This is a genomic window from Paenibacillus antibioticophila, assembly GCF_000455265.1.
In the GTDB taxonomy this organism is placed as follows: Bacteria; Bacillota; Bacilli; order Paenibacillales; family Paenibacillaceae; genus Fontibacillus; species Fontibacillus antibioticophila.
Map to the genome: position 1 here is coordinate 285,734 of NZ_HG005140.1, position 24,294 is coordinate 310,027.

16 protein-coding genes and 1 riboswitch are annotated in these 24,294 nt (G+C 49.8%); of the genes, 4 read left to right on the forward strand and 12 right to left on the reverse strand.

The genetic code is table 11. From position 1 onward, the window contains the following. Positions 1-20 precede the first annotated feature (20 nt). The 5 genes from TX85_RS15185 to TX85_RS15205 all read right to left on the reverse strand — a co-directional run bounded on the left by TX85_RS15185 (position 21) and on the right by TX85_RS15205 (position 6,139). Positions 21-1,073: a glycoside hydrolase family 18 protein gene (locus tag TX85_RS15185; protein WP_044480832.1), complete on the reverse strand. Its 1,053-nt coding sequence runs from the start codon at positions 1,071-1,073 to the stop codon at positions 21-23. Positions 1,074-1,081: 8 nt separating this feature from the next. Beyond that, positions 1,082-2,446 (reverse strand): alpha-L-fucosidase, encoded by a 1,365-nt coding sequence (locus TX85_RS15190; protein WP_044480834.1) that lies wholly within the window; start codon positions 2,444-2,446, stop codon positions 1,082-1,084. A 116-nt stretch (positions 2,447-2,562) separates the two neighbouring features. Further along, complete coding sequence (locus TX85_RS15195) at positions 2,563-4,191, reverse strand: extracellular solute-binding protein (RefSeq protein WP_044480366.1); 1,629 nt, start codon at positions 4,189-4,191, stop codon at positions 2,563-2,565. A 72-nt stretch (positions 4,192-4,263) separates the two neighbouring features. Next, on the reverse strand, positions 4,264-5,196 hold the full coding sequence (locus TX85_RS15200; protein ID WP_044480367.1) for a carbohydrate ABC transporter permease: 933 nt from the start codon (positions 5,194-5,196) through the stop codon (positions 4,264-4,266). 13 nt (positions 5,197-5,209) lie between these two features. Then, positions 5,210-6,139, reverse strand: coding sequence for an ABC transporter permease (locus TX85_RS15205; RefSeq protein WP_044480368.1), 930 nt, complete (start codon positions 6,137-6,139; stop codon positions 5,210-5,212). 415 nt (positions 6,140-6,554) lie between these two features. Between TX85_RS15205 and TX85_RS15210 the strand changes: the two genes are divergently transcribed. Next, on the forward strand, positions 6,555-7,613 hold the full coding sequence (locus TX85_RS15210) for a carbohydrate-binding family 9-like protein (protein ID WP_044480369.1): 1,059 nt from the start codon (positions 6,555-6,557) through the stop codon (positions 7,611-7,613). Positions 7,614-7,648: 35 nt separating this feature from the next. Beyond that, positions 7,649-8,686, forward strand: a complete 1,038-nt coding sequence (locus TX85_RS15215) for a LacI family DNA-binding transcriptional regulator (protein WP_044480370.1) — start codon at positions 7,649-7,651, stop codon at positions 8,684-8,686. Positions 8,687-9,037: 351 nt separating this feature from the next. Here the strand turns inward: TX85_RS15215 and pulA are convergent, their stop codons facing one another. Beyond that, on the reverse strand, positions 9,038-11,011 hold the full coding sequence (gene pulA, locus TX85_RS15220; protein WP_044480371.1) for a type I pullulanase: 1,974 nt from the start codon (positions 11,009-11,011) through the stop codon (positions 9,038-9,040). A 406-nt stretch (positions 11,012-11,417) separates the two neighbouring features. Between pulA and TX85_RS15225 the strand changes: the two genes are divergently transcribed. Beyond that, positions 11,418-12,542: an IS110 family RNA-guided transposase gene (locus TX85_RS15225; protein ID WP_044477366.1), complete on the forward strand. Its 1,125-nt coding sequence runs from the start codon at positions 11,418-11,420 to the stop codon at positions 12,540-12,542. A gap of 729 nt (positions 12,543-13,271) precedes the next feature. Here the strand turns inward: TX85_RS15225 and TX85_RS15230 are convergent. Further along, a complete protein-coding gene (locus TX85_RS15230; RefSeq protein ID WP_044480372.1) occupies positions 13,272-14,708 on the reverse strand; it encodes an NAD(P)/FAD-dependent oxidoreductase in 1,437 nt (478 codons plus the stop codon). A gap of 60 nt (positions 14,709-14,768) precedes the next feature. Beyond that, positions 14,769-14,868: riboswitch (purine riboswitch) on the reverse strand. A gap of 253 nt (positions 14,869-15,121) precedes the next feature. Here TX85_RS15230 and TX85_RS15235 point away from each other — a divergent pair. After that, entirely contained in the window at positions 15,122-16,438 is a 1,317-nt protein-coding gene (locus TX85_RS15235) for a hemolysin family protein (protein WP_044480373.1), read from the forward strand. A 200-nt stretch (positions 16,439-16,638) separates the two neighbouring features. Here the strand turns inward: TX85_RS15235 and TX85_RS15240 are convergent, their stop codons facing one another. From TX85_RS15240 to TX85_RS15260, 5 genes are all read right to left on the reverse strand, one after another. Then, positions 16,639-19,377 carry a carbohydrate-binding protein gene (locus TX85_RS15240; protein ID WP_044480374.1) on the reverse strand — a complete coding sequence of 913 codons (2,739 nt, stop codon included), beginning with the start codon at positions 19,375-19,377 and terminating at the stop codon, positions 16,639-16,641. Between the two features lie 26 nt (positions 19,378-19,403). Next, positions 19,404-20,672, reverse strand: coding sequence for a glycoside hydrolase family 125 protein (locus TX85_RS15245; protein ID WP_044480375.1), 1,269 nt, complete (start codon positions 20,670-20,672; stop codon positions 19,404-19,406). Between the two features lie 32 nt (positions 20,673-20,704). Continuing rightward, complete coding sequence (locus TX85_RS15250) at positions 20,705-21,592, reverse strand: carbohydrate ABC transporter permease (protein WP_044480376.1); 888 nt, start codon at positions 21,590-21,592, stop codon at positions 20,705-20,707. 9 nt (positions 21,593-21,601) lie between these two features. Next, positions 21,602-22,480 (reverse strand): ABC transporter permease, encoded by an 879-nt coding sequence (locus TX85_RS15255; RefSeq protein ID WP_233500781.1) that lies wholly within the window; start codon positions 22,478-22,480, stop codon positions 21,602-21,604. Between the two features lie 99 nt (positions 22,481-22,579). Further along, positions 22,580-24,238, reverse strand: a complete 1,659-nt coding sequence (locus tag TX85_RS15260; RefSeq protein ID WP_044480377.1) for an extracellular solute-binding protein — start codon at positions 24,236-24,238, stop codon at positions 22,580-22,582. Positions 24,239-24,294: the final 56 nt, after the last annotated feature.

Sequence of the window (24,294 nt, forward strand, 5' to 3'; positions counted from 1 at the left end):
GAAGCTTCTCCTTCCTCCGTCTATTTATCCAGTTCTTCTCTTATGAATGGAATCAACGTCCCGGTCGGATCGGAGCGGTATTCCCAAAACATGATGCCGGCCAAGCCCCGCTCCCGGATATAGGCAACCTTGCCGGCCAGTGACTGCTGATCCTCATAGCTGATGAAGGTGCTGCCGTCAAACAAATAGGGAACTCCGGCTTCCGCATCCCAATAGCGGCGATATGCGCCATGCGGTGCATGATCCTCCGGATTGCCCCGATCCGCCGGACCGATGTAATCAACCAGACTGCCGTAATCCGGACCATAATGACCGATCGTCTCCGCTTCCTGCCCGAGGCCGTCGCCGCCGCCCTTTACTCTGTCCCATTGACGAGAATAGAACGGCACGCCGACCACCATCTTCTCCGCCGGCAAGCCGGCTTCGCCGAATACTCGAACCGCTTTGTCCACACACGCATCGATCAGATTGGTCCTGCCTTGATACAGCGCCGCGTGATGGCCCGTCACAGTCTGGAACCCGCCCTGCAGATCATAAGTCATCAGCATAACATAATCGAGATAACGGCAAATCTCCAGTATATCTGTCTGTAAAGTAAAATACGTATCGCCGCCAGCGGCGATGGTTAACATCCGCCCGGGACCGGCGGCATCCAGCGTTTCCCGCAGCTGCTGCAATAGCAGCGTAAAGTTCTGTTTGTCGTCGCGGCAGGCCGCGATCCCCGCAAGGGAGGTCCCTGGATATTCCCAGTCAATATCAATACCGTCCAGGCCATATTCATCCGCCAATTCGGCCGCACTGACAGCCAGCCGCTCTCTTCCCGCCTGATTCGCCGCAGCCTGCGAGAACCCGTCCGCCCCCCAGCCGCCGACCGACAACACCAGCCTGATTCCGGGATGGATCCGGCGAATTCGCTGCAGCGCTTCGCGACTTTCCTCGCCGCCGGGCCAGACCACACGCCCCTCCACCAAGCCGGCAAAGGCAATATTAATAACATCGAGGGAAAGGATATCCTGCTCTCGTACCGTGGAAAGATCCCTCGTACCTACGTAACCAATTACTTTTTTTCTCATCTGTTTACTCATTCCGTCTCCAATTTGTAGACCCGGGCGATCGGAGCGCCTCCCTGTTGTTCGCCAGGGACGTTCACTGTAATCCCTGCCTTATCCGCAGTAAAGGGCAGCTCCTCCCCCGTATCTAGTAAGGTTATCTTGTGCACAGCTCCCAGGTAAGGGATTGTTACCACGGCGGGAACCTTCTCCGTCTCGTGGGCAAACAGCTCCAACACATAGACTGCCTTATCCCCTTTGCGGGTGAAAGCGAGGTTTCCCGCCTTGTACGGCGCGCAGACGCGGGTGCCATAGATCGCCTCGCCATAGACGGCGAGCCATTCGCCCAGCCCGCGCAACGTCGTTACCGCTCCCCGCGGCAACCGGCCGTCCGGCTGGGGACCGACATTGATTGCCAGATTGCCTCCCTTGGCTACGATATCAACCAGCAGACAGACGACCTCGCGCGGCGACTTGTACGTATCCTCATAAGCAAAGGAGAATGAGGTGCCCAGCGTGATACAACTCTCCCACGGCACGCCAAGCGGCTCTTCAGGCACGCACTGCTCCGGTGTAATGTAGTTCTCGTAAGGACCGCCTACAGTGCGGTCAGCGCACAGCATCCCCGGCTGCCAGGTCCGGACTTGATCGATCACCTCGCCCAAACGAATGTCTTGTCCGGCCTCCTCGCAAACCCAACCGGCATCGAACCACATAACATCCAGCTTGCCATACTGACTGGCCAGCTCCTTAATCTGGTTATGCGTAAACTGAACGAATTTTTCCCATTCTTCCGGGTGTTCTTCCGGCACATAGGCCGGGCCTCTCCACATATAGTCTCCCCGCTGGTAATTCGAGGACCAATAATGCTCGTTGTGCCAATCGGCCTTGGAGAAATAGGCGGCGATACCGATTCCCTTTTTGCGGAATGCTTCAAACAAATGCCCGCAGATATCGGCATACCGATTGGTATGATAAGGACAATCCTCCGCCGTAATCTTGTAATCGGAATAAGCGCTATCCCACATGCAAAAGCCGTCATGATGCTTTGTGGTGAAAACCAGATAGCGGATGCCTGCTTCCGCAGCCAGCTCCGCCCATTGTTCCGGCTGAAAGCGGACAGGATTAAACGTTTTGTTCAATCCGAAATACTGCTGCTTGAATTCCTGCGCATTGACACCCCAGTCGATTCCCGTCCTGGACCAGTCGGCATCGGCGTCGGACAGCGCCCAGGATTCAACCACGCCAAGCTGGGCATACGGTCCCCAATGCATCATTAGAGCCAGCTTCTGATCCTGAAACCACTCCAGCTTTTTCCGAACCTCCGGATCGGTCGGCCAGACATAATCCTCTGCGGCGCTGTAATTGTGCACGCCCTGCTCAATCCGTGCCTCCATCGCTTCCTCCGCCGCAGCCGGGCCCTCCCCTTCTGCTGTATCGGTGCCCCCTAATGATAGTTGGCGGCCAAGTTCGTCATTTGCCATTGTCGACTGTCCCTCCGTTATTGCAACCTTTATTTGGCGATCGTTTCAATTCCGCGGATCTTCATCCAGTCCTCCAACCCTAATGAGCTGAGACCTTTTACGTATTCCTCCCATTGAGCGTCATTGTTTACATCCTTCTCCCCGGTCACAAACAAGGCTTGCTGCTGGGTGAAATAATCCTGAAGCGCCGTACTGATATCGGCGTAGCGGTCGACATCGTCGAGGCCGATCCAGGGGTTGGTGATGATGGCCTTGGTCAAATACGGCTCATAAGTTTCCTCCATCATATCCTTTTCCTTGTATGCAGGATTGTCTTCGAGGAATTCAAAGCCTGCCGGCAAATACTTCGGCAGCGCCTGCGGCCACAGGTTGCTCCAGCTAAGCGCTTCCTGTTCCTCCTTCGGCAGGGTTTCAATATCAATCGACCGATATTGGTCGCCTTCCTTGAAGGTCATTTTTCCGACCGGACCTCTATTAACGCCAATGCCGTTCTCCAGCTCAAACACGTTATCAAACCAGCGAACGATGACTTCTGGATTTTTAGCGTTATCGGTGATCACGGCCTGGGTTTTAAACACGCTGAAGCCATTCGTATCCCGCAGCCAAATTCCGCCCTTATCCGTATTCAGCACCGGCAATACGTCATAGTCGCCTTTATCCTTGCCGGCATACCCGGTGAACTCCTTGCTGCCGTAAGCGATGGATACACCGTAGAGATCCTTGTTGCCCTTGCCCTCCCAGGTCGATTTGTCCTGAGTGAATAGCTCTACGTCGATCAGACCTTGCTTGTTGAGACCGGAAAACCACTTGAGGAAGTTGCGGTACGCGTCGCTGGCGCCGCCATATACCACCTCTCCGTCCACGATCGCCAGCCCGAACTTATCCATCGGCATACCGAACCAGCCGGCCATCGCTTCAATGTGCTTGTTGTTCGGATCAGTGGAGAACGGAATTTCATCGTTCGGATCGCCGTTGCCGTTAGCATCCTTGTCCTTAAAGGCTTTCAGCACAGCTTCGAATTCCTCTGTCGTTGTCGGCATGCTCATCCCGACATTCTGAAGCCATTTACTGTTGATGTAAGGAGAATAGTTAACACTGGTATCTCCTGTTACGTAAGGAATCGTATAAATATGTCCGTCCGGTGCCGTCATCTGCTCGCGCACACCAGGCAGATCAAGAATTGCCGAGATATTCGGCGCGTACTCCTCAAACAGATCCTCCAGAGGGATAAATACCTTTTGCTGGACACCATAGGTCAGGATCATGCTGTCCGTTAAGGTCCAGCCACCGACCACATCGGCATAATCGCCGGAATTCAGGTCCAGATTCAAGCGCTCTTTGGCTGTTGCATTGGGGAATATACGCAAATCAACCTCGACATTGGTCTGCTTCTGAAATTCATTAAGCATGTAGAACTCACCGGTAGGACTGGAATCATCGACGAAAATGGAAAATTTATACGCACCCTCATCGACGAGCGGCAGCCCTTCTTTGTACATCAGTCCGTTAACCTTGCCCTGTTCATCCACGACTGCCGGCGCGGATGAGTTGGCCGAGCCTCCGTTGTCCGCAGATTTCTTGTTGTCACCGCTGCAACCCACTAGTGTTGCCGCACCCATGACTACGGCCAAAGACAATGCGATTATCCTTCTCTTCATGCTTAAAACCCTCCTTTTTTATCTAGCAGCCGATACGAGAACTCCGGCACACTATTCCTTACAGCATTGCACTCAACCTTTGACCGAGCCGATCATGACCCCTTTGACAAAGTGCTTCTGGATGAACGGGTACAAGACCAGCACCGGGATGCTGCTAATAATGATAAGCGAGTATTTCATCACAGAGATAAGCTGCTGCTTTTCCCGCAACGCTTCTCTTGCAGCTTCTGAGGTCGCCGTTTGCGACAGCGCTGCCTCATTCGTGATCAGAATATTACGCAGCACCAGTTGCAACGGATACATGTCCTTGTCCGAGATATAGACCAACGCGGAGAAATAGGAATTCCAATGCCCTACGCCGTAATACAGCACTAGGATGGCAATGATCGCTTTGGACAGGGGTAGCGCAACTCTGAAGAAAAATTTCCCCTGGGTACAGCCGTCGATTTCCGCCGCTTCATAGAGCTCTTCGGAGATGTTCATTTTGAAAAAGGTTCTGGCGACAATCATGTTGTATACACTCAGACTGCCCGGAAGTATAAGCGCCCACATCGTGTTGATCATATGGAGGTTTTTAATCACCAGATAAGTCGGAATCAACCCGCCGCCGAAGAACATCGTGATCATGTAGAAGATCGTGATCGCCTTTCTGCCGCTGAAGGTATTGCGGGACAGGGCATAGGCTGTCGGCAAGGTGACCGCTAGATTCACCAATACACCGGCAACCGTGTAGACAATGGAGTTCCAAAACCCGCGCATAACTGCACTATCCTTGAATACTTCGGCATATCCCTGCAAAGTAAACCCGATCGGACGCCACAGGACTTCACCGCTTGATACGGCGCCCGGATTACTGATCGATGAGATGATTACCCAATAAAGCGGGTACGCCACAATGAGCAGAACTAAGGTCAGTACGATAAAGTTGATCGTATCAAACACGACATCTTCCTTGCTGCGCTTGGCTTTAACTTCAAGCTGGTTGGCTACAACCGGCCTCAACATATCTGATCCCCCCTTACCAAAGGCTGTTGCCGGAAAGCTTGTCGGCGGCTTTATTGACCGCGAGCAGCAACACCAGATTGACTACGGTATTAAACAGGCCTATCGCCGTCGAATAAGAAATATCGTTGTTAATCAGACCGACTTTGTACACATAAGTAGAAATAATCTCGGAAACCGTCAAATTCAGGTTGTTTTGCAACAGATAAGCTTTTTCAAACCCGATAGAAAGAATACTGCCGCAGTTCAGGATCAGCAAAATGGTCGCTGTTGGCAATATGGAAGGGAAGTCAATGTACCGAATCAGCTGGAACTTTGTTGCTCCGTCACAGCGCGCCGCCTCGTGCAGTTCGGGGCTAATCCCGGCTAAAGCAGCAAAAAAGATGACGGAACTCCAACCAGCGCTTTGCCAGACGCCGCTCCACACATAAATGTGTCGCCAATACTCTTTCTTTGCCATGAAGTTGACCGCATCAATACCGAAGAATTCCAAAACACTATTGATAACGCCTATCGTAGGTGATAGAAACAGGATGATCATCCCGCACATGACAACGACAGAGATGAAATTAGGCGCGTATGTAATGGTCTGGATCACCTTTCGATAGCGCTTGTGCTGAAACGAATTCAGCAAAAGAGCCAGAATAATCGGGATCGGAAACGACACCAGCAGGCCATAGAGGCTTAAAACTAAGGTGTTCCAAATGGTAGATTCAAAATAAGGCGAATCGAAGAATCGTTTGAAATAGTACAGCCCTTGCCATTCACTCCCCCAGATGCCGGCTCTGGCATTGAACCTTTTAAACGCCAGCAGAATGCCATACATCGGGACGTAACTGAAAATGAACGTCAATATAATACCCGGAATGCAAAATAGCCAGAGAGATGCGTCTCTTTTTAGCACCCGTGCGAAGCGGCTTTTCCGTTTAATCGCCGTAGAATCCATGAACTCCCCTCCCATATTTAAGCTGCTTCATAAATCTTTCAAAAATTCGATGGCTGGTTCATTCGAGCTGCCCTTCCACCCAGTGTGAACTATGTTCTAAATTGTTCATTTTCGTTCACTGTTTTTAAGGTGATTTTATTGAACAAACTTTAACACGCGTCCAAACTATTTGTCAATGATTTTTTGAAAGTGCTTACATACCATGTTACCTCTATGTATATGTTCTGTAATCTATATATACTCCGTTTGTTTTTTCGTTTTATGTCGAGTTAACCAATGTTCATTAATGTTAACTTTTTTATTTTAATAAAACGCTTTCTATGTTATAATTCAACTCATCATCAACTATTTAAGTTGAGTTCAACTTATATAGTTAATAAACTATATGCGCCGTTGGCGCAGAAGCGAGGTCCCTGTGGCTCCTGTTCGAATTCCTATTCCTGCAGTTGGTTTTAATCCTCCCGTCTATGCCTGCAATCGGGCTACCGTCCCCTTTCAATTAGATGGAAAGCTGGATAAGCTCTTTTGGCAAGACGCTCCCTTCACTGCCGATTTCCTCGATATCGAAGGGATAAATTTGCCCAGACCGCGTTTTCGCACTCGGGCCAAGCTGCTCTGGGATGATGAGCACCTTTATATTGGCGCTCAACTGGATGGCGATGAAATCTGGGGTTCCGTTACCCGGCGTGACGATGTCATTTTTCAGGATAACGACTTTGAAGTCTTCATTGATCCTGATTCTGATACGCAACAGTATTACGAGTTTGAAATGAATGTACTAAATACCGTATGGGATTTATTTCTCCCGGTCGCATATCGCGATAACGGCAGCGCCTTGAATGGTTATGATATCCGGGGGTTGCGCACTGCCGTATTCGTGGACGGGTCGATCAATCAGCCATCTGCCGCTAATCGCAGCTGGTCTGTGGAGATTGTCATCCCTTTTGCTGCCATCACCGAATGCTTGCCGCAGCAGCACCCTCCGCGAGCAGGCGATTATTATCGAATCAATTTCTCGCGAGTGCACTGGAAAACCGATATCGTCGATGGGCAATACAAGAAGCAAACCGATCCGGTGACCGGCCGGGCGTTGCCGGAAGATAACTGGGTGTGGGCGCCGACCGGTGTGATCAACATTCACTACCCGGAATTATGGGGCTTCGTTTTTTTCGTCGATTCCAGTCAGAAAGCGTCCACGGTCGTCATCCCCGAAGATGAATACTACAAATGGGAGCTGAGAAAGCTCTACTATGCTGAGCAGATTCATCTCGATCTGCACGGATGCTATTGCGATCAACTGGAAAAGTTGACGGATATTTTGACAGTCTACGCGCTGAGCGAGGAGAACCGATCGCTGCTACCATTACCTTATGTCATCGAAACGACGTCCCGCACCTTCGTGATCTCCTGCCCGACTGCTGATCGGCAGAGAACGATCTTAATCTATTCGAATGGAAAAGTAGAAATAAAGTAAGGATTCCAGATTCAGAGGAAGTTATGGAGGAAAGTATGAGGAAGGTTACAATCCAAGAAATCGCCGATTCACTTGGCGTTTCCCGCACCACAGTCTGGAAGGTCTTTGGCGGTCAGGCAGGGGTTTCCCAGGAACTGCGGAGTAAAGTGATCGCCAAAGCCCGGGAATTGAACTATACTGTCCCGGAAAGCTCCGGTCTGGCTACAGATTCGGTTGCCGACGCGCCGATCAATATCGCCCTTGCCGTATGTCGTCCCGAGACCTCGACGTTCTGGATGACGATCATTCATCAGATTGCCAAAGAGCTGTCCCGGCATGATGTGAACTTGATCTACACGTACCTGCCCCTATCTGTTGACGCAGGTTATACCTTGCCCGCTTCGCTGACCAGCGGCGGTACGCATGGGATCATTATCATCAATGTCTATGACGAACAGCTGCTGCGCCTGCTGTCAGCATCACCCATCCCCAAAGTGTATCTCGACACTTCCACCGCAGTTCCTCCCTCAGAGCTGAACGGAGATCTAGTTCTGACGGAGAATCGATTTAGCGTCTCCCGGATTACGGAGCAGTTGATCGCCAGCGGGCGGCAAACCTTCGGGTTTATCGGTGATATCGATTATGCCCAGTCCAACCACGAGCGATTTGAAGGGTTTAGCAAAGCGCTGTTGCTACATGGCCTGTCTGCGGATCCGGAATTTAGCCTGACCGGTCCTATCGGCCGAGATACCTATAAAGAAGAAATATCCGCTTTTCTCGCCGCACTTTCCGACCTGCCGGATGCCTTTGTCTGCGCCAGCGATTATGTAGCCTGCATTGTCATGCAGCTGCTCTTGGGGCGCGGCGTGCGTATTCCCGAGGATGTGGCCGTATCCGGATTTGATGCCAACCAGGAGGATTCACTGGCTGAAGACCTGACCACCGTACAGGTATTCAATCCGCATATCGGATTTCGGCTGGCACAACAAATTTTGTTCCGGATCGAATATCCGAATATCCCCTACGAAGTCATCACGATTGCTTCTCAGGTCATTTTTCGGGGTTCAACAGCCGCTTCTTCTCGCGGTAATTGAGCGGAGAGTATTGAGCGGAGAGAGTGATGGCCTCCATCTCCCGGAGCGCCGGGTGAAGGCTTCACTTACACATTTCCAACGACTGTCCAGGTCTACTTTTTATTCTATAAAAAAGAGCGGGCTATCTTTTCGATAACCTGCTCTTTTTCTTTGTCTTGGTATAGACTATATAAGTTGAACTAATGATTATACACAGGAGGCAACGTGAGAAGTGTTCTTACGATCGCTGTTGTTCACGGATTTCTTTGATTGAACTAAGCCATCATAGAGTAGAAATCCGTTCTCAAAGGGTAACGCTGATGCTTCTTTACAACACTTCTCACTTATGCCATTTTTGTATATTTTTCTAGTTCAACTTATATAGTTACTCGTCCTTAACACAACCATACCAATTCCATTCACTCGGAGGATCCCCTTGCCCGCATCCAGGGCCTCCACCCATTCGCTGCCATAGCACACTTCCCATGCTCCCAGATCAGGAAGCTTGAGAGACCGGGACTCTGCATTGGCGTTGTAGAGCACATACAGATGGCGTGCAGGATCTCCGCCTGCATGGTTGCGTAAGGTATAAGCTACGGCATGCTCCGGGGCATCTTCAAAGAATAAATGCTCCCGAATCTCTTGAGCTGTCCGCAGCCGGAATGCCGGATGGCTCTTCCGCAGGTGGATCAGGCTGGCCACATACAGCACATCATTTTGATGTTCCGCACACCGCTCCCAATCCAGCCAGTTCACCTCGACCGGAGACTTATAGCTATTCTCATCGCCATTCTTCGTGCGCATAAATTCCTGGCCGGCATGCAGGGACGGGATGCCTTGGCTGGTGAGCACGATCGCCGATGCCAGCCGATGCATCCAGCGGCGCTGCTCCTCCGTCTTCTGGCTCGAAGACAACTGAAGCTTATCCCAAAGGGTGTGGTTATCATGGCATTCGACATAATTTACATTTTGAACCGGTTCCTGAGCAAATTGTCTGATCGAGCCGCCGTAATCAATTCCACCAACAACTCCCCGCTTCACGCCTTCTTCCATTCCGGCTCCCCCGCTAATGAAGCCTTGAGATCCATGAATAAAGGTGCTGCCCTTCACACTATCCCGAAGTCCATCATTGAAATGGGCAATTCGCGGCATTTTCCAGGCATTTCCTTGATGAGCCCTCTGTTCACCCGGCAGCACAGTCTCCATATTCCAGCCTTCACCGATCATTAAGATCGTCGGATCGATCTCGTCCAGCCTGCGGCGGATTTCATTCATCGTTTCCGTATCCATCAGACCCATCAGATCAAAGCGGAAGCCATCCATATGGTACTCCTGAACCCAGTGAACAACAGAATCTACAATGAATTTCCGCATCATTTTACGTTCTGTTGCGCACTCGTTGCCGCAGAACGATCCGTTTGAGAAGGAACCGTCCGCTTGATAGCGGAGATAATATCCTGGAACCAATTTAGTAAAGTTTACAAGGTATCCGTCGTATACATGGTTATAGACTACATCCATGATGACGCGGAGCCCGCGGTCATGCAACGCCTGAACGCAGCGCTTCAGCTCGGTAATCCGGGTTGCCGGCGTATATGGATCTGTTGAATACGAGCCCTCAGGCACGTTGTAATTTTTAGGATCGTAGCCCCAATTGTAATGAGGCAAATGCAGCTTTGTCTCATCAACACTTTGCGTCGAGTAATCATATATAGGAAGCAACTGAACGTGTGTCACGCCAAGCCCGGCAATATAATCAATTCCTGTTGGAATGTCGTTCGGTCCGCGGGTATCCTTTTCCACAAGACCAAGGTACTTGCCAGGATACAGAATTCCGCTGTCCGGATGAGTCGACAGATCGCGAAGATGAAGCTCATAGATTACTGCATCCACTGGTGAATCCAGTTGAGGCTTCTCCATGTTCCAGCCTTTCGGATCCGTACTCCGCAGATCAAGCACAACCGCTCGATCTCCATTGACTCCAACAGCCTTTGCATAAGGATCAGCCGCCTCGTTCCAATCCAACCCTACTCTGACCTTGTAGGTATAATAAATGCCTTTGCAGTCCCCGGTCGCTTCATGCACCCAGGTTCCTTGAATATCACGGGTCATCGGCATTTCTCTGACCGGCCCGTCGTTCCAGTTATTATAGAAGACAATTTTTGCTTCGGACGCAGTCGGCGCCCATAGACGAAAGAAGGTTTTCTCCGGAGAATAAGTTGCCCCTAGATCATTTCCTCCATAATAGAATGCCTCATCAAACGCAGGATCAAATACGGAAATCCCGTTCGTTACGGCAAGATCGCCATAATCCGTCACTACCTCAAGCTCTTTCTGTACCGACATGTAATCACTCCCCCATGTACAGATGAAGTCTTTTCAATACTCCCACTGTAATCGCTTCCTTGAAAATGGCTTCCGATATATCATATGGCATGGATTCCTTGAAACGTTCCACGGCCTCCGCGCTGAATACAGGGGTTTCTCAGGCAGGACAAGCCCTTCCCTCCTGTATGAGCGCATTATATCATCGTTCTTTTCTATAGGTCAATCGTTTGCACAACAGATAATCCCAGTCGGTACATTTGCTCGGGGGGAAGGGAAGGAGGGGGGACTTGATCTAGTTATAATGAACGAAACCGACATCCTAATTGCTACTACGTAGGTTAATTGTGGAAATAATGAGAAGTAAGCTCAACCCATTGGACTTTCCACAATCAGAGCTATAAAACAAAAAGGAGTCGGTCTAAGAATGAGTATTACCACAAAGTATGTAGGTTTAGACGTGTCCAAATCCAAAATCGCGGTGGCCATTGCCGATGAGGGCCGAGGAGAAGCACGGTATTGGGGAACCATTACCCATACGAAAGAAGCGGTGGGCAAACTGATGCAACAGTTGAGTAAATCCGAAGACATCACCTTGGAGGTTTGTTATGAAGCCGGACCTACGGGATATGTGCTCTATCGCTGGCTGCTAGAAATGAATATTTCTTGTACCATCGTGGCCCCGTCCCTCATTCCCAAGCGTGCGGGAGATCGGGTCAAAACGGATAAACGAGATGCCCTTCGGCTCGCTCAGTTGTTTCGTGCAGGGGAACTGACGTCGGTTTACATTCCGACACCGGCGGATGAAGCATTGCGGGATTTAGTTCGAGCTCGGGAAGATGCCAAAGAAGATCTGGCCCGGCAAAAGCAACGGTTAGGGAAGTTTCTACTACGTAATCAACTGGCTTCCCCCAAGGGATCCACCCCATGGACGCATGCGTATGAAGCGTGGTTGGACAGCTTAAAATTTGCAGATCACTGTCAGCAGGTAACGTTTCAAGAGTATCGCCAATCGATCTGGGAAACGAAAGAACGCATTCGCCGGTACGAGCAGGAGATCGAACGACAAGCCGAAAGCTGTGCGCAAGCTCCGCTCATTCAGGCTCTGCAAGCGTTACGAGGCGTGGCCGTGCTTACCGCGACCACCCTTGCCTCAGAAATGATCGAAGCCGCGCGATTTCCGTTGGCCTCGGCTTTTATGAGCTATTGCGGACTGGTTCCTAGTGAAAATTCGACGGGAGACAGCCGCCGGCAAGGGAAGATCACCAAAGCGGGGAATGCCCATCTCCGAAGAGTGTTAGTGGAAGCCGCTTGGAGCTATCGATACAGTCCCGCCGTGAAAAAGAAGATGAGACAGCGTATTTTGGGTCTACCGCCTGAAGTACAGCGAATCGCTTGGGAGGCCCAGCATCGTTTGCATCAAAAGTACAAGAGCTTGTTACGCATGGGAAAACACAAGGGGGCCATCGCGGTGGCCATTGCCAGGGAACTTGCCGGGTTTGTGTGGGCGATTGCGAAAGAAGTGGAAATGACTAAAGCCAAGGCTTCGTAATGAGGGAACCGTTTGACGGACAGAGGGTTGTTCAAAGTGAGATGGATGAAGCAAGGAGGTGAGGCTGGGAGTAGATCGTGATTTACCTCGGCGGCAAAATCAGGCAAGGTGAAGAAGAGACCCGCGATGTCCGTTTGTGCAAAGCTTCGGCTTCCACGCACGTTTCTAGTTAGCGGCCAGCTTCTTCAGACGTATGTAGAATGTGTGTGAATCCACGAATATCAGATTGCCAACCAGCGAATTGTTTTCGCCGCCGAGCTAAAGCATGATCTACCCCTTCCGTCCCCTACAAGGGGAAACGCAGGAAGTGCACTCCCTGCACCCGTTACTCGCCGTATGGCAGCCCCTGGCCTTGGCCAGGGACATTCAAAAAGTATCGCTGGAAAGAGCCACCTGTCAAGACAGGCGCTTGACAGGCTCTTATTTAAGCGCGTCAAAAACGAGAGAGCCACAGAGGCGCTTGACAGGTTTCGTTCATATCAACGGACATTACTTCTCCTTACGGCCCAATGTTGATCAGCCCAGAACTGTAACGGACATTTTGGCTCCTAAGAGAGTAGTTTTGAGTCAACCAGAGCCGTTTGAGCGTCCTAAGTGCCGAAAATGTCCGTTACCCCCTAAAATGTGCGAAAAAGTCGGCTAAGAGTCTTAAATGTCCGTTAACGAATCCAGATATTTCGTGGCGAGTCCGGGATTATTCCGTTGGCGAATCCGGATATTCCGTTTCTCTTACAATCCCGCCTTCTCCATCATCCCGCGTGCAATCCAGACCCCGGCTGCGCCGGCCTGAGCGAGGCCGCGCGTAATTCCGGCGCCGTCTCCTCCGCAGTACAGTCCTTGAATTTCCGTCTCCAGAGAAGCTGACAGCTTCGGGCGAGCCGAATAGAATTTAGCCTCCACCCCATAGAACAGCGTGTGCTCCGAAGCAATCCCCGGTGTAACCCGGTCCAGCGCCTCAACCATTTCAATCAAGCTCTTCATCGTGTTATAAGGAAGGACAAGGCCCAGGTCTCCCGGAACAGCCTCCTTCAAGGTCGGTTCAAGGAAGCCTTCAGCAATACGTCCGGTCGTGGAGCGTCGACCCCGTAAAATATCTCCATACTTCTGAATAATGACTCCGCCGTTCGACAGATCATTAGCTCTCCGGCAAATTTCCCGTGCGTACTCGTTCGGCTTATCAAACGGATCGGTAAATTTATGAGATACGAGAAGAGCAAAGTTCGTATTTGCAGAGCCCAGTGCAGGGTCTTTATAGGAGTGTCCGTTAGCAGCCATCACGCCGCTATGATTTTCGACAACTACATGCCCGGAAGGATTGCTGCAGAATGTACGAACCTGAGTACCCACCGACGTATTAAATATAAATTTCCCCTCATATAGATGCTCATTAATTTCCCGCATAACCACGTCGGATGTCTCAACCCGGACACCCACATCGACTTGATTATTCGTCATTTTCAGGCGGCGCCGCTTCAGGATATCCGTCAGCCATGCCGAGCCATCGCGTCCCGGTGCCACCATGACCTGATCGGCTTCATAGGTGTCCCCATTCTTCAGGACAATCCCGCGCACGGTGTATTGATCTTCCGACTTTTCAGTGATCAGGTCCTCTACCTCAGCCTTATAAATCATGTCAACCCGGGTTTTCAGATACTCATATATCGACTTCAAAATCTCCAGGTTCTGCTCCGTCCCCAGATGACGCACCTCGGCCCGCAATAGCTTCAGCCCGGCAGCATAGCCCCGTTGCTCAATCCCGCGAATGACATCTGTCATCGGATCGGTAATGACCTCTGTTGCCCCATGCTCCAAATTAATGCTATCCACATAACGGATAAGCTCCAGCACCTTCGATGGTGTAATATAATCGGTCAGCCATCCGCCGAATTCCTTGGTAATGTTGAATTTCCCGTCGCTGTACGCCCCGGCACCGCCAAACCCCGCCGTAATAGAGCATGCCGGCAAGCAGCCTGCAAAGTCTTTTTTGCCTGCGGCAGGCGGACAAAGGGTGATTTTCTCTTCAAGAATCGGACAACGTCTGCGGTAGATGTCATGTCCTTTATCCACCAGCAATACCTTCCAATGCGGAGCCTTTCTTGTCAGCTCGTAACAAGCAAAAATTCCGGCAGGTCCAGCCCCAACAACGATCACATCATACTTACTCATACGGTCGCAGTTCCTCCTAAAGATTGATTTTCAGCAAAAAAAATCCCGGCTATGAACAGGTATGCGAAACACCCCGTTCGTAGCCAGGAATTTATGGTTCCTTGTAGAGACCCTCAAACCGTATCTTTGAGGTTATACGAATCGATCAAGCTATTTGTCATTTGTTGCATTACGGATGTAATATTATCTCTAAATGGCGAATAAGTCAACTCTTAAATTTCATTTCGTTCGTGTTTAACTAGCTTAGGCGAGCTATTTTTCCATAATAAAATGTATATATCGACAAAACACGAACGTTGTTTAACCTTTTTTGATGTTCTTGCCCGTTCGCTTTCTCTATCCACATGCTATATAATGAGCATATGTTTTTATATTTTAAATATCTTAATCGACAAAAGGAGTAGATGGTAAGAATGGACAGTGACAGGCTTTTGGTATTAAATTTGGTTTTGGTCGTCGTTTTGATCGCCCTGACGGCATTTTTCGTAGCGGTGGAATTCGCTATTGTTCGCGTGCGGGGCAGCAGAGTCGATCAACTCATTGCCGAGGGGCGCAAAAATGCGCTGGCTGTAAAGCAGGTAACCTCCAATCTTGACGGTTATTTGTCGGCATGCCAATTGGGCATAACGATTACAGCACTCGGACTTGGCTGGCTAGGTGAACCGACGGTTGAGCAAATTCTGCACCCGGTGTTCCACAGCCTCCAAATACCTGAAGCAGTAACCGGTATTCTTTCGTTTCTGATCGCATTTATTGTGATCACTTATTTACACGTGGTAGTCGGTGAGCTTGCGCCGAAGACTATCGCAATTCGCAAGGCGGAAGCCGTAGCCATGCTGACGGCAAAACCGCTGATTCTGTTCACCAAGATTATGCGCCCTTTTATCTGGACGCTGAATGGCTCCGCCAACCAGCTTGTCAAGCTGATCGGGATCAAGCCGGCTTCTGAGCATGAAGAAGCCCATTCCGAGGAAGAAATTCAGATTATTATCAACGAGAGCTACGAGAGCGGTAAAATCAATCAAAGCGAATATGGCTATGTAAACCGCATTTTCGCATTTGATAATATGCTGGCAAGAGAAATCATGGTTCCCCGTACCGATATGGTATGTCTTTATACCGACAAGACTCGGGATGAGAACCTTGAGATTATCGTGGAGCAGCAATATACAAGATTCCCGGTTATTGAGGAAAACAAGGACAATGTCATTGGCATTATCAACACGAAGCAATTTTTCCTGGCGCTTAGAAACAATCCGGACCTGGATGTCACCTCGATCCTGCAGCCGGTCATGGCTGTATCGGAAGTAACTCCGGTGAACGAGCTCCTGCAGCGGATGCAGAAGGAAGGTACGCATATCGCGATCCTGATTGATGAGTACGGCGGTACGGCAGGCCTGGTGACCATCGAAGACATTCTGGAAGAGATCGTTGGAGAGATTCGGGACGAATTTGATAAAGAGGAAGAGCAGCCTATCGTGCAGTTGGGCGATAATCATCTTATCGTCGATGGCAAGGTGGGTGTCAATCAGATCAATGATCTGCTATTGTCCGAACTGGACACCGAGGACGTGGACACCATCGGCGGTTGGCTGTACGGTACACATCCGGAGATGAACGTCGGGGAGACACTTGAGCATCAGAACCTGATCTTCAAGCTGCTGGACAAAGAGCCTCACCGCTTCAAACGGCTGGAGATCGTCAAGATGATTCCTGAGACAGAGCAATAAGATAAGCTTGATTGGATAGGAGGCTACTCAGTAATGAGTAGCCTTTTACAGTGTACTACTCCCATATGCACTATTTGGTATACGGCACTTCAATGCAATGGAACAAGGCTCGCACAGCCAAGAACGTGCAATTCCGTGCTTTTCATAACAAAACAGGACCGATGCATGGGATGTCTCTGCATCGATCCTATAAAGATAGCTTACAGGTTAAGTTTATCCTCTAGCAAAAAGCTGTAGCCACTCGAGTTGTTTCCTGAATGATCAACTGACTGTATGGTTATTGTATAGCCTTCATGACCAGACACACCCGGCAGCAGTACCGTCTGTACTCCGCGCTCGACTTCCAGTGTTGCGCCTGCCTGCTGATTGCACAAATACAATGAAATCAGCACCTTGGAACCGTCCAGATCATACGGGCCATCCCAATACAGGCGAACCTGATTGCCATCGAGTACCGCCCTCACATTCTCAACCTCACCTGGAGGCACGGTATCGGTGACTGGCTCTGGCTCCGGTTCTGGCATTGTGAATACCGCTGGATCACCGAACGTATATTTATCCACATTGAACAGCCAATCCGAGCCCTTGAACAGGAAGAATACGACATGCTCACCTGTGACCTGCGTCTCAAGGTCTGTCGAGAACACCTGGAAATTCTGCCAGCCGCTCGTTCCGGTCACCGGAACATTTGCAATGACAGGCCCCTGCATACTGTCAATTCTTACTTCAACTACGCCGCCAGAGGCATCACTGGCTGCTTGAATGTAAAGCTTCTGTGGACTGGTTGCTCCGAAATCCACATAGTTGTACATAGCGTAAGGATTATTAGGCCCATATAATCCTGCAAGATAAGTCTGACCTCCGCCTGTCTCCTTGCCCAGACTAGCAGCATTCGTGTAGTCTTCAGCTTCTATTTTACCGGAAGCCTCCCACTCTCTGCCCTTGACCATTGTGAAGTTGAACCAGTCCAGGTTGCAAGGGAAATCATTACCATCCTTCCCCTTGAATACAAAGTAGACATCATGTACTCCGACAGCCGACTGATCATCCACAATCCCCATCAGACTCACCCAGCTGTTCCAATCATCTAGCGCCGGAACGGGAATCTTGCTAATGACCGGACCTGTCAGACTATCCAGACGAATCTCAACGGTTCCCCCCTGGTGACCACTGGCGGCGAATAACGTAACGCCTGCAGCCCCGCTGCCGAAGTCCATATCCCGATACAGCGCGTAGGCTCCGTTCATCACATGATCCACATATGTTCCGCTTCCATTTATGCTTAGGCCTACCCCATCATCCAGGTTCTCGGCCTGCAATTTCGTATAGGCATTACTTCGTGTTGGATCATTCTTCGTGAATTTGAACCAGTTCAGATTAAATAGGTAGTCATCCTGCGTCTTCTTGAACAGGAAATACACATCATGAACGCCCGTAACCTGTACCGGATCCCCCGATTCGTCCTTCAATAAGGCTGCGGCATCCATAAAATTGCTCCAGCCGCCAGTGCCTTCCACCTGAATCGTACCGACGACAGGTCCCGTCAATCCATCCAGCCGAACCTCTATCGTGCCTCCGCCGGTTCCGCTGGAAGCTCGGGCAATTACGCCGGAAGCCTCATCATTGCCGAAATCCACATTTTTATAAGCCGCATAATGTCCATCCTGAACTCCTCCAAGCTGCAGGGAGCCTTCCGGACTTCCTTCTAGTACAAAGCCTTTTCCAATGTTATAGGTACGTACTTCAATCTTCTCATACGCATCCCTGGAGACATAGTTCAGGCTTGCTTGCGCAGGAGCAAATACCGTCAGAGCCTGCACAACATTGGAGGCCGTCCATGAATCATAAGTTCCGGATACCTTCTGACCAATCCAATTGCCATCGACAAGGCCATCTGCATTCCGGTGACTCCAGGCCATCTCGGTATTGAAGGCAAGCCAGTCACTCAGTTCCTCGCCAAACTGCAAATGCGCCGCCGAAATTCCACTTCCCTCCAGAGCCGTCAACAGATACGCAAAATTGCGAAGCAAAATGGTCTTGCCGCCCTTTAAATCTACGTTCGGTCCCTCATAATTAAGAATACCGTTATCGTCCACCTGATGCTCCTTGACGAATTGGGCTGCTTTAATCGCATCGTCCAGGTAGACCACATCGCCCGTTATTTCATATAAACCTACGGCAGCGCCAATAAAGGTTCCCTGATTGTAATGGGTTGCGTGAGGGATAGGTCCCGCTACCGGCTCGATCCGGTCAAATATCTTGCCATTGCCATCGGACAGAATTGTCTTGCCCCAACGATAGATGTCTGTTGCTGCATCCAGATAATGTGAATTGCCAGTAATGTTATACAAGAATACGGCAGCCTGGGCGGCCGGGAAATTGACACAGGCATTCTTGGTCACATGCTCACTGTTCAACCACCAGATTCCCCCGCCGAATTCATCGTCCCTCTGGGTATCATACACAAAGTCAAAATAGTATTTCGCTTTGTCCAGATACTTGCTGTCATTCGTGATCTCATAGGCTCTTGCACTGCCCATAGCCCACCACATAATGTCATCATTAAAGGGGTTATCAAGCCAGTCGGAGCCATACTTCGCCACTGCGCCATTAAAGACATCGTCAATCTGGGCGCGAAGCTCCGTCTTTAGCACCGGGTCAGAGGTGTTAAGATACGCATCCATCACCAGCTCCCATAGCTCCGCCTCAATCCAGAAGCTCTGATACGCATCGCCTTGATTCGTATTCTCCCAGAAATACTTTGCTTGCGGGTCCCAGAACTTCTGATTGAAAGCCTTCATTGCCGTATCGGCATCTGTACTTTGATACGCCTTGACCGGAGCTGCACCTCCACTGAAAAATGAAGTAACAACAAGCGCTAATGCCAGCAGACAACTGGATACTCGGGGGAACACCCATTTACCCTTCTTCCGATTCATTCGCAACCTCCCGGGACTCGTATTATTTATTTCATTTTAATAGTCAGCCCACACAGACTTAGTACAAATTCAACAAACATGGCATTCGACCAGGAGAACCACTCCCGGGTATACTGGTGCGGGTCATCCTTATGGAAGCCCTCATGCACAAGATTGGTTCCCGCATCGGAGCGTTCGAAGATGTCCAGTAACGCCTCCTGTTCGGCTGCATCCGTTGAAGTAATGCCTTGAGTCGACAAGGCAATATGCCAGATGTAATCCTTCGGTGTATGCGGACTCCCGATTCCCCGAGCACAGCTGCCCTGATAGTAATAAGGGTTCCGTTCGCTAAGGATCATACGACGAGTATTCAGATAGATTGGATCGTCCTTCAGGCAGTAATCAAGGTAAGGCAGGGACAGCAGACTGGGAACATTGGCATCGTCCATGATACTGATGCCGCCCAATCCATCCACCTCGTAGGCGTACACCTGTCCGAATTCCTGATCCTCAATAAGAGCATAATCTTCAATCCCTTGACGGATTTCTCCCTGCAAGGAGTCAATTAGCGCCGACATGGCTTCATCCTTATAGAACAGCTCATTGATCTCGCGCAAGTAACCCAGGACAACCACCGCAAACATATTGGAAGGAACCAGATAACCATACTCGCAAGCATCATCGCTGGGACGGAAGCCAGACCAGGTCATGCCGGTATAACCGACCTCCCCGGGAAGCGTATTCGTCTTTCCTCCGTTCGGTCGCTCGAACGAATAAGGGGATAATTCGGCATGACGTTGCTCGACACGCCAGGTTTGCAGAATTAACTCCGCAGCCTGCTTGAATTCTTCGGAGAAATGGTGGGTAACGCCGGTGTTTTTCCAATATAAATAGGCAAGCTGAACCGGATAGCAGAGGGAATCAATCTCATATTTTCGCTCCCAAATCCAGCCTGTCAGCTCCGTGATATCCTGATGATGACCGTGATAATTATCGAACTCGTTGAAGGCATTGGCGTAAGGGTCCCGCAGAATCGATTGACATTGATAGCGGAGCACGCCCTCTATCACTGCTTGCAGTTCGGCATCCTGGCCAGCCGGGATCAGGTAGGGTCTGAGCTGATTAACCGAATCCCTCAGCCACATGGCCGGAATATCTCCGGTAAGCATGAAGACAGTACCATCCTCGTGGCGGTGAATCGTCGTCTCTAGCGTATTTTCATAGCAGTTCTTGAACATCGTTACAATCTTCGGTCTATGGCTCATTTTTTGCTCAACCAGTCGTATAATATCGCGTTGGCTTAATCGTTCAGTCATGAGTATTCTCCTTTATCAGTCTTCATTCTCCGCTATTCCTTCACCGAACCCAGCACAATGCCGTGGATCAAATAGCGCTGAAGGAAGGGATAGATCATCATGATCGGAATCATGGACACCAGAATTTTTGCCGAGTTCAGTGTCGTATTGGAAATTTTATTGTATTGCTGCAATTGCTCCACGGACAGGTTTTGCATCTGATCCCGGGTCAGACTGAGCTGCTGCAAATAGGTCTGCAACGGAATCTTGTTCTGATCGTTGATGAGCACAATCCCATCGAAGAAATTGTTCCAGTGCCCGACAATCACGAACAGTGTGATCGTGGCCAGGCTGGGCAAGGATACGGGCAGGAAGATTCGGAGCAATATGGTAAGCGGACCCGCTCCATCCATAAAGGCCGCTTCCTCCAGTTCCTTCGGAATGCCCTTGAAGAAGTTCATCAGCAAAATAACATTAAATACAGGAACTGCTCCCGGGAGCACCAGCGCCCAGATCGTATTAATCAGCTTCAATTCACTGATAACCATATACCAGGGAACGATCCCCCCGCTAAACAGCATCGTGAATATAATGACCCACATGTAAACGTTTCTTGATCTGAATTGACCTACACTTCTCGACAATGGATAAGCCATCAGAATGGTCAGCACCATATTTATGGCTCCGCCGAGAACCACACGTTCCACTGAGATCAGGAAGGAACCCCAGAACTTGGTATCATTCAAAATTTTCTCGTAGGAAGAGAAATTAATATCGATTGGCACAAAATTCACTCGTCCTGCATTGACCGCCGTACTGCTGCTAATCGAGATGCTGATTGTATTGAGTAGCGGCGCCAGCGACATGAACGCGATAATAATTAACAAGGTCGTGATGATGACGTTAACAAGTCTTGATGCCAAGGTTTGCGACTGTACCATATAGTCCTCCTAGAAAATCCTGTACCCGGCGTATTTGGAAGCCAGCTTATAGGAGATGATGATGAGCACAAAGCTGATGACCGATTTCATTAATCCGATAGCCGTAGCAAATGAGTATTGCATATTGATCAGACCCATTCGATAGACAAATGTATCAATGATATCTCCTGTCTCATAGACCAGCGGGTTATACATGTTGAATACCTGGTCAAAGCCTGCGTTAAGCACATTGCCCAAGCTAAGCGTGCCCAGCAGCACAATGGTCGGGAAAATGCCCGGCAGGGTGATGTGAAGCATCTGCTTCCATCGGTTCGCTCCATCCAGAGCCGCCGATCCATATAGGGCAGGATTAATGGCTGTCAGTGCCGCCAGATAAATGATTGTGCCGTAGCCAAACTCCTTCCAGGTATCCGTGAAAATCAGCAATGGCCGGAACCAGGTGTTACTTGCCAGGAACATGATTCGTTCCATTCCCAGCCATTCCAGCAAATTGTTCACCATGCCATCATAAGAGAAGATCATCGTCAGCATTGTCCCCAGAACGACCCAGGACATAAAGTGCGGAAGATATACGATCGTCTGGACGGTACTCTTGAACACCTTTAGCCGAACCTCATGCAGCAGCAGTGCGAAAATGATCGGGACAATCAATCCCAGGACAATTTTCCCGACTGCAATAACCACCGTGTTGACGAAAATTTGCGTACTGTCCGGAAGCTGGAACATATACGTAAAATTGTCCAGCCCTACCCATGGGGATCTACTGATCCCCTTGGCAGGAATGAACCGCTGAAATGCCATGACAGCACCGAACATAGGAACAATCGAGAAGATGAACAACATGATCATGCCTGGAAGCAGCATCGCATGATAGGCGAGCCCATTCATCCGTTTCCGGATGCGGCTGTTCCGCAGTGGTATTTGCGTTTTGTGTGTTAATTCAGTTTCGGTCTGAGCCATGCTTATCACATCCTGCGTTCAAAGTCATTAACCATTGATTTCCGCCAAAATCTCGTCTCCGCCTGTGCGGTGCCAGGTCTCAACGAACTTGTCGAACTCGCTGATTGGCGCTTCGCCCATAATAATCTTCAGGATGGTTTCCTCCTCCATCTTCTCCAAGTTGGCCCACTTGAGCTTCATCGTCTCCGTTGTGCCATAGAATCCGCCAAGAATGACTTCAAGGTTCGGGTTATTGGCTTCACGCTGTCCTTCAATACGCGAGATATATTCTCCGTACGTATTCACATCAACGTCATTGCCCTTTTCCTTGAATTCCTGATATGCGCGAAGGGATACGATACGGTCAGCCTGGATGATGGACTCATCGCCAGCTTCGTCAGCCTTGATAATATCCTCGTAGTATCTTTTTAGAACATCGTTATAGTCAACCTGCATTGGAATTTGTGTCGGGTCATTGTTCCAGCGGCTGTTGTCTGTCAAAAGCTCATCCGGATGCTCCTTTTTGTAGTTCACTGCATCATCTGTCAAGGAATATAAGAAATCGGTTGTCAGGTTAATTGACTTCATGATCGCTTCCGGATGTGGATAGCTCTTCTTCACAACTACAATTCCGCCCCCAACCGGGTCCTGACGAATGGTCTTGAACTTGCCATTGTCATCCACAGGAGCCGATACCGCTACCCATTCAGCCTCGGGCGTTTGCTTGATCGAGTCTTTATAGTTCGTATAGCCGATCCACCAAGGGTTGAACAGCATGCCCACCTTACCGTCGATTACTAAAGCTTCCTTTTCTTCATTGGAACGAATAACGAACTGCTTGTCGATCAGACCTTCCTTGTAACGATCGCTCAAATCCTGAAGTGCTTCCTTCATTTCAGGCTGTACAGAGCCATACACAACCTTGCCTTCTGCATTTGTGATCCATTGGGTCGGGAAGGCATTGTACACTGCGAACACCGGAGAGAAGTTCATCGCGTTCTGATCCATAACGAAGCCGCCAGTTTCCCCTGTTCCTGAGACATCCTTCTCGATAAAGGTCCGTGCCAGATTCCACACATCATCCAGAGTCTTAGGAAGCTCTGCGCCTACTTTATCCACCCAGTCCTTTCTCACCCACAGCAGTTGATGCTGGTTACCGATGTTGGTCATTGGCAGACCCATAATCTTGCCATCCACCGTCACCTGATCAAGCAGCAAATCACCATAGGAGCTGTAGAATTCCTTTACACCACTTGAGGCTGTCTTCTCATATACCTCGGTCATATCAGCAATCAGATCGTTATCAACCAACTGATTGAACAATTCACGGTCAACCAGCATAACATCCGGCAAATCTGAAGTTGTCATAGACAGGGACAGCTTTTGCTTCATGTCATCTGTCTCCCAGGCTACCTTCGCTCTGACATTGACTCTGCTCTCTACATAGCGCGTAGCCAGATTGTTCTCAATCGTGTCGCCTTCAGGCAAATTGTTCACATGGTTGGTGTGACGGCCAATCGTAAATTCAACGGTCTCATCATATTTTCCATAAGGCTCATAATTGACCCCGGAATCTGTCGAGGCGTTCCCCCCGGAAGTGCCCCCTCCAGAAGCATTGCCGCTATTACTGCCTCCACCGCAGCCGCTGACTGCCAGCATACTGAGGCAAATAGAAAGAACCAAAGCCAGTTTCCACTTTTTCTTCATGTCACTAACCCCTTTATCAGTTGATGCCCTAATTGTAATCGGTTTCAAAAGAGGTT

Bases quoted from the DNA above. Each gene is read 5' to 3' on its own strand.
- TX85_RS15215 (WP_044480370.1), top strand. From the start codon at position 7,649: ATGAGGAAGGTTACAATCCAAGAAATCGCCGATTCACTTGGCGTTTCC.
- TX85_RS15255 (WP_233500781.1), bottom strand. From the start codon at position 22,480: ATGAATGGGCTCGCCTATCATGCGATGCTGCTTCCAGGCATGATCATG.
- TX85_RS15185 (WP_044480832.1), bottom strand. From the start codon at position 1,073: ATGAGAAAAAAAGTAATTGGTTACGTAGGTACGAGGGATCTTTCCACG.
- pulA (WP_044480371.1), bottom strand. From the start codon at position 11,011: ATGTCGGTACAGAAAGAGCTTGAGGTAGTGACGGATTATGGCGATCTT.
- TX85_RS15245 (WP_044480375.1), bottom strand. From the start codon at position 20,672: ATGACTGAACGATTAAGCCAACGCGATATTATACGACTGGTTGAGCAA.
- TX85_RS15190 (WP_044480834.1), bottom strand. From the start codon at position 2,446: ATGGAGGCACGGATTGAGCAGGGCGTGCACAATTACAGCGCCGCAGAG.
- TX85_RS15205 (WP_044480368.1), bottom strand. From the start codon at position 6,139: ATGGATTCTACGGCGATTAAACGGAAAAGCCGCTTCGCACGGGTGCTA.
- TX85_RS15195 (WP_044480366.1), bottom strand. From the start codon at position 4,191: ATGAAGAGAAGGATAATCGCATTGTCTTTGGCCGTAGTCATGGGTGCG.
- TX85_RS15250 (WP_044480376.1), bottom strand. From the start codon at position 21,592: ATGGTACAGTCGCAAACCTTGGCATCAAGACTTGTTAACGTCATCATC.
- TX85_RS15240 (WP_044480374.1), bottom strand. From the start codon at position 19,377: ATGAATCGGAAGAAGGGTAAATGGGTGTTCCCCCGAGTATCCAGTTGT.
- TX85_RS15235 (WP_044480373.1), top strand. From the start codon at position 15,122: ATGGACAGTGACAGGCTTTTGGTATTAAATTTGGTTTTGGTCGTCGTT.
- TX85_RS15225 (WP_044477366.1), top strand. From the start codon at position 11,418: ATGAGTATTACCACAAAGTATGTAGGTTTAGACGTGTCCAAATCCAAA.
- TX85_RS15260 (WP_044480377.1), bottom strand. From the start codon at position 24,238: ATGAAGAAAAAGTGGAAACTGGCTTTGGTTCTTTCTATTTGCCTCAGT.
- TX85_RS15230 (WP_044480372.1), bottom strand. From the start codon at position 14,708: ATGAGTAAGTATGATGTGATCGTTGTTGGGGCTGGACCTGCCGGAATT.
- TX85_RS15200 (WP_044480367.1), bottom strand. From the start codon at position 5,196: ATGTTGAGGCCGGTTGTAGCCAACCAGCTTGAAGTTAAAGCCAAGCGC.